A 6,418-nucleotide genomic window follows, 5' to 3' on the forward strand; every position below is an offset into this window, starting at 1 on the left:
AAGAGGTTTTATTCCGTTAAAATCAAAGAGTGATGCATGCATCACTCTTTGAGTATGATGTAACTACGATGCTTTTGGGTAACTTTCTTTGATCATGAATGACACAACTAACGCAACAACTAATGCAACCAAACAAACTAACATTGCGTGTTGATAATCCGCCAATGATTCTTGAGTATTAGCTAATACTTTACCTGGTAAGCCCATCAAAATACCGCCAAGAATGAACATTGAACCATTAACGATGGAAGCTGAAGTACCAATTAATTGAGGCGGTACATTGTCAGCCGCTGCTGTAAAGTTCAACATATGGCCTGAATTGCCTAAGCCAAAGATGAAATAAATGATCATTGCAAGTGCTGGTGTCATTGGTAAGTAGATTGCTAAAACAAGTGCAACTAACTGAACGATGGTTGTGATAATGATAGGTTTTTTACGAGAATGTAATTTATCAGAAAATTTATTAATTAATGGGCTACCAACTGCTAAGCCTAACCATAAGCATGCGGTTGCATAGTTTGCTGAACGTTCATCTAAACCATGTGCCATCATTAATTTTGGTCCCCATACAACACCAAGTGCCAAAATCATGCCGAAAGTGATTGCGCCTTGGACGCTGATGATCCAAATTTGTGCTTTCTTCAATACCTCTAAAATTGAGTTTAAAACTGATTGAATGAATTGCGCTGGTTTTTGTTGTGATGATTCTAAAGGTTGAGGATTTCTCATAAAGATGACAGCAATCACGAGCAAAATAACACCAAAAATTGCAAATCCAGTGATAACAGTGCGCCAATCCCATTGGCTAAGGGCAAAGTCAAATCCTGTTTGACCGAAAGCTGAAGATAATGCAGCCGCTAATTGGACTAGACCAAACATGAAACCAAATTTAGCCATACCAAACCAAGTGCCGCCAACATAACCTGCGCCGACAAAGCCTGCGCTTGAGCCAATTGCTAAAACGATCTGTGATAGTAATAACATTTCAAAACTTTGTGCAAAAGCGAATAGAAATACACCAATGGTGACAAGCGCTATTGCAGGCAAGAGAACTTTACGGCTGCCTGCTCTATCTAATAATGCACCTGAAAACATCTGTGCAATTGCAAATGTCCAAGTATAGGTTGCTGCAATGAGTCCTATTTGATCAATACTGAGGCCAATTGTTTTTGCAACGCTATTGTTAAGGATGGCATAGCCTGTTTGTACGTTGAATAGGAAGATAACGAATACAACTGCAATCGACCAAACTAACCACGCATAACTGCTACCGAGTTTATATTCTTTTGAAGCGTTCATAAGTCATTCCTTTTTATTTTGTATAAACTTCTTGACCAGCAACATAAGTTGCACTGATGGCACGATCATCGCCCAATGTCATTTGAATGAATAAAGCTTCTTCTAAGCTATTGGCATAACGCATTCGATACTCGATAATCGGAGTAGATTTCATATTGATGACAGCAAGATCCGCTTCCATACCAACAGCAATTGTTCCGATCTTGTCTTGTAAAGATAGTGCTTCTGCTGTGCCTCGAGTTGCTAAATAAAATGTATGTAATGATGTATAAGGTTTACCATTCATTTGAGCCGCTTTATAAGCTTCATTCATAGTTTGTAGAATGGAGAAGCTAGTACCAGCACCAAGATCGGTAGCAAGACCAACTTTAATTGGGCGATTATTAGCTTTAGCATTTTGAACATTGAAGCATCCAGAACCTAAGAAAAAGTTAGAGGTTGGGCAGTGAGCAACAGCGGCGCCTCTTTCACTTAATACATTCAGCTCGCGTTCGGTCAAATGCACGCCATGTCCATAGATTGCTCGATCTCTCAACAAGCCATAACGATCATATGCATCGGTGTAATCTAAAGCTTCAGGGAATAATTCTTTAACCCAAGCAATCTCATTAACATTTTCTGAAACATGTGATTGGATCAACGTATCGGAATACTCTTTGGCTAAACTACCAACCATTTCTAGTTGTTCGTGTGTTGAGGTTGGAATAAATCTTGGTGTAATGACATATTCTGCACGGCCATTTTTATGCCATTTTTCAATCAGTGCTTTAGATTCATCGTATGCTTTTTGTGGTGTATCTAATAATGCTTCTGGTGCATTTCTATCCATGCAGACTTTACCTGCCATAATTCGCATATTACGCTTAGCGGCAGCTTCAAATATCGCATCAACAGATTGAGGGAAGACTGTACAAAATATTGTAGATGAAGTCACACCATTGCGTAATTGTTCATTGAGGAAGATATCAGCAACCTCATCAGCATGTTTTTTATCCTTAAAGTTCTGTTCAGCAATGAATGTATAGTTATTTAGCCAGTCAATTAGTTGTTCACCGTAAGCGGCAATGATTTCTGTTTGAGGATAATGAACATGGCTATCAATGAATCCTGGTGTGATAATACTGTCATAGTAACGTTTGACGGGAACATCTTGTAATGTTGGTAATAAATCCTCGGCTTTACCCACTGCCGAAATTTTACCGTCTTCCATTACGATAATTGCATCCGATTCGTAGACTAAACATTCATCCATAGGATGAAAGAAAGGATCTTTTTTAAATGTTAACATTGAACCGCGAATAGCTGTTTTATTGGTACTCATTGTTCTGCTCCTTGATATACATTTATGAGATTGTGAAGCGTTATTTATCTTCATGTGAAGATATGTGATAGTTATATCAATTATCTTTTGATAAAGATATATTTTATGAACATATAGTTTTCATTTATGCCTTACGTCATGTTTTAAGTATTTTATTTTGCAAGAGAGTCTGTTTTAGTCATATTCTATAATTGTTGCTGTTTTGATAATATGTTGATTTTAAAATGATAACAAGATAAGTATTGTTTAGATCTTATGGTATACGAGTAAAGATTACTTCTATAAATAATAAAATTCTTATATCTATAAAATTATGTGATTTAGCTATATATGGCGTTATTTTTTTATATTAATTTATATTTTTGTAAGATTCCGAGCGTTGACACAAATGTCCATAAGATCATTTGCTTGTTATAAAGTAAGTGCTAGAATGATGACTTTTAGTGTTTTTAACGACAGTTTTATCGGAATATTATGGAAAAGACATATCAGCCAAGTGCAATTGAGTCAAAGTGGTACGGTTTTTGGGAATCTAATGGTTTTTTTAAAGCATCAGGTGATGTCACAAAGCCTGCTTATTGTATAGTCATCCCACCACCAAACGTCACTGGTACTTTGCACATGGGCCATGCTTTCCAAGATACGATTATGGATGTATTGATCCGTTATCATCGTATGAAAGGCGATAATACTTTGTGGCAACCAGGTACAGATCATGCGGGTATTGCAACGCAAATGGTTGTAGAACGCCAATTGAATCAACAAGGCCAAACGCGTCACGATTTAGGTCGTAACAAATTTGTTGAAAAGATCTGGGAATGGAAAGAGCAATCAGGTGGCGCAATCATGCAGCAACTTCGTCGTATGGGCGCAAGTGCGGATTGGTCTCGTGAACGCTTTACGATGGATGAAGGTTTATCTGAAGCAGTTAAAAAGACTTTCGTAGATTTATATGATCAAGGTTTAATCTATCGTGGCAAGCGCTTGGTTAACTGGGATCCTGTATTAAAAACAGCAGTTTCTGACATTGAAGTTGAATCATTGGAAGAACAAGGTTCATTGTGGCATTTGCGTTATCCTATTGCGGGTACAAATGATGTGATGATTGTTGCAACAACTCGTCCTGAAACAATGTTGGGTGATACAGCGGTTGCGGTCAATCCTAATGATGAGCGCTATACACATTTGATCGGTAAAATGATTGATTTGCCATTAACAGGTCGTCAAATTCCAATCATCGCTGATGATTATGTGGATCAAGAATTTGGTACAGGTTGCGTTAAAATCACGCCAGCGCACGATTTCAATGATTATGAAATGGGCAAGCGACATAATTTGCCAATGATCAATATCTTAACGGATGATGCGCAAATCAACGATGAAGCGCCAGAAGCTTATCGTGGTATGGATCGTTTCGATGCGCGTAAGCAAATCGTTGCTGATTTTGAGGCAGCAGGTTTATTAGAAAAAATCGAACCACATACATTAAAAATTCCTCGTGGTGATCGTACAGGCCAAGTGATCGAACCATATTTAACAGATCAGTGGTATGTTGATGCTAAAACAATGGCAAAACCTGCGATTGAAGCAGTTAAATCAGGTGAAATTAAATTTGTACCTGAAAATTGGGAAAAAACGTATTTTGAATGGATGAACAACATTCAAGATTGGTGTATTTCTCGTCAATTATGGTGGGGACATCAAATTCCTGCTTGGTACGATGAAGAAGGTAATATTTACGTTGCGCATGATGAAGCTGAAGCACGCACTAAATATAACTTGGATGATCGCCCATTGAGACAAGATGATGATGTATTGGATACTTGGTATTCATCAGCTTTATGGCCATTTACAACTTTAGGGTGGCCTGAAAATACAGAAGAGCTCAAAACTTTCTATCCAACATCTGTGTTGGTGACTGGTTTTGATATCATCTTCTTCTGGGTAGCACGTATGATTATGATGGGTAAACATTTCATGCAGGAAATTCCTTTCCATGAAGTTTATATCCACGGTTTAGTACGTGACCAAGATGGTCAGAAGATGAGTAAATCTAAAGGTAACGTTTTAGATCCAATCGATTTGATCGATGGTATTGATTTAGAAAGTTTAGTGAAAAAGCGTACTTCAGGTTTGATGCAGCCAAAAATGGCAGAGAAAATAGAAGAGTCAACGCGTAAAAACTTTCCTGAAGGCATTAAGGCTTATGGAACAGATGCATTACGTTTCACATTTACAGCGCAAGCTACAAATGGCCGTGATGTGATTTTTGATGTGGGTCGTGTTGAAGGTTATTCAAACTTCTGTAATAAGATCTGGAATGCTGCGCGTTTTGTATTTATGAATGCGGAAGATAAATTGATTGCAGACAATCCTGCTGCGCGTTCACACATTGATCAGTGGATTTTATCTCGTTTAACTTATGTTAATAAAGAAGTTGAGCGCCATATTGATCAATATCGTTTCGACTTAGCAACACAAACATTGTATGACTTCATTTGGAATGAATTCTGTGATTGGTACTTAGAATTAACTAAGCCGATCTTGAATGGTGATTTCAGTGATGAAGCAAAAGCAGCAACGCGCCATACATTAATGTTTACGTTGGATGCGATTTTGAAAATGTTGCATCCATTCATGCCATACATTACAGAAGAAATTTGGCAGCAATTGGTTGTGATTGCACCTCAATTTAAACAAACTGATGGGCTGATCGTTGCTGAATATCCTACAATGAATGCACGTAATGAAGTATTGGAAGCTGACATTGCTTGGTTGCAATCTGTATTATTGGAAGTTCGTCGTATTCGCGCGGAAATGAATATCGCACCAGGTAAACCATTGCCTGTGTTATATGAAAATGCATCTGAAGAAGATCAACGTCGTATTTCTGACAACGAATTATTCTTATTGAAAATGGGGCGTTTAGAATCATTGGTGGCTTGTCATGGCGATGCGCCAGAATCAGCGGTTGCGGTTGTTGGTAAAATGCGCTTGATGATTCCATTGGCAGGTTTGATCGATAAAGAACAAGAGTTAACGCGTTTGAATCGTGAAATTGCTAAATTAGAGCCAAGCATTAAGCAATTGGCAGGGAAGTTATCTAACGAAGGCTTTATTGCTAAAGCGCCAGAAGCTGTTGTAGCTAAAGAGCGTGAGAAATTAGCGGGGATGGAAAATACATTGGCTGAATTGAATCAGCAGTTGGTGAAAATCCAAGCTTTGTAATCTGCCAATGATTTAATAATGCATAGCCCTGCGATAGCAGGGCTTTTGTTATATAGTGGAATGAAAATAATTTTAAGGAATAAATAATGATTGTTGGTAAGTTAAATACAGCGAAGCAAAATTTATACAAAACTACTTCAGAAAAACAGTTATTGAATTTGAGAAATAACTTTCTATCATTTGTTGAAAAACTAAGTGTGGCAGAATATCAACCTCATGAGAAATTGATTACTGAAATAGAAGCTGAATTTGAAACGAGATTTAGAGCTAGCTATCCAAAGGCTGCAAATAAATTATATGGGAAACAAGATTTATTTTTTAACTATGAAGAGCAGAAGGCTCGTATAGGGCAGTTAGCAAAAGGAGAAGTCTTAAATAATGATCAGTTGTGTGACTTATTCTTATGTAGCCCGCAGGGTGGTATGCGTCGATCAATTAGAATGAATGCATTGGTTTTAGTTGCGAATCATACAAATCCTTTGTATGACGACAAATGGTCAGGGGATATTATGAATTACACTGGCATGGGGATGACAGGTAATCAGAGTTTCGAATATATGCAAAATAAAA

4 protein-coding genes (1 of these 4 only partly in view) are annotated in these 6,418 nt (G+C 37.6%); 2 read left to right on the forward strand and 2 right to left on the reverse strand.

The window, feature by feature from the left end; genetic code table 11:
- Window positions 1-63: 63 nt before the first annotated feature.
- Together ACA100_RS05460 and guaD are read right to left on the reverse strand one after the other, a co-directional pair.
- Window positions 64-1,299 carry an MFS transporter gene (locus tag ACA100_RS05460; RefSeq protein WP_481078960.1) on the reverse strand — a complete coding sequence of 412 codons (1,236 nt, stop codon included), beginning with the start codon at window positions 1,297-1,299 and terminating at the stop codon, window positions 64-66.
- Between the two features lie 13 nt (window positions 1,300-1,312).
- Window positions 1,313-2,620: a guanine deaminase gene (gene guaD, locus ACA100_RS05465; protein ID WP_481078961.1), complete on the reverse strand. Its 1,308-nt coding sequence runs from the start codon at window positions 2,618-2,620 to the stop codon at window positions 1,313-1,315.
- Between the two features lie 474 nt (window positions 2,621-3,094).
- Between guaD and ACA100_RS05470 the strand changes: the two genes are divergently transcribed.
- Both ACA100_RS05470 and ACA100_RS05475 read left to right on the forward strand, forming a co-directional pair.
- On the forward strand, window positions 3,095-5,848 hold the full coding sequence (locus ACA100_RS05470; protein ID WP_481078962.1) for a valine--tRNA ligase: 2,754 nt from the start codon (window positions 3,095-3,097) through the stop codon (window positions 5,846-5,848).
- Between the two features lie 86 nt (window positions 5,849-5,934).
- A protein-coding gene (locus ACA100_RS05475) for an SRA domain-containing endonuclease (protein ID WP_481078963.1) crosses the window boundary here: on the forward strand, window positions 5,935-6,418 show its 5' portion. Its footprint extends 176 nt past the window's final position; the window shows 484 of its 660 coding nt (coding positions 1-484); its start codon is at window positions 5,935-5,937; its stop codon lies beyond the right edge, outside the window.

This window comes from Wohlfahrtiimonas sp. XWW7, from assembly GCF_056716055.1.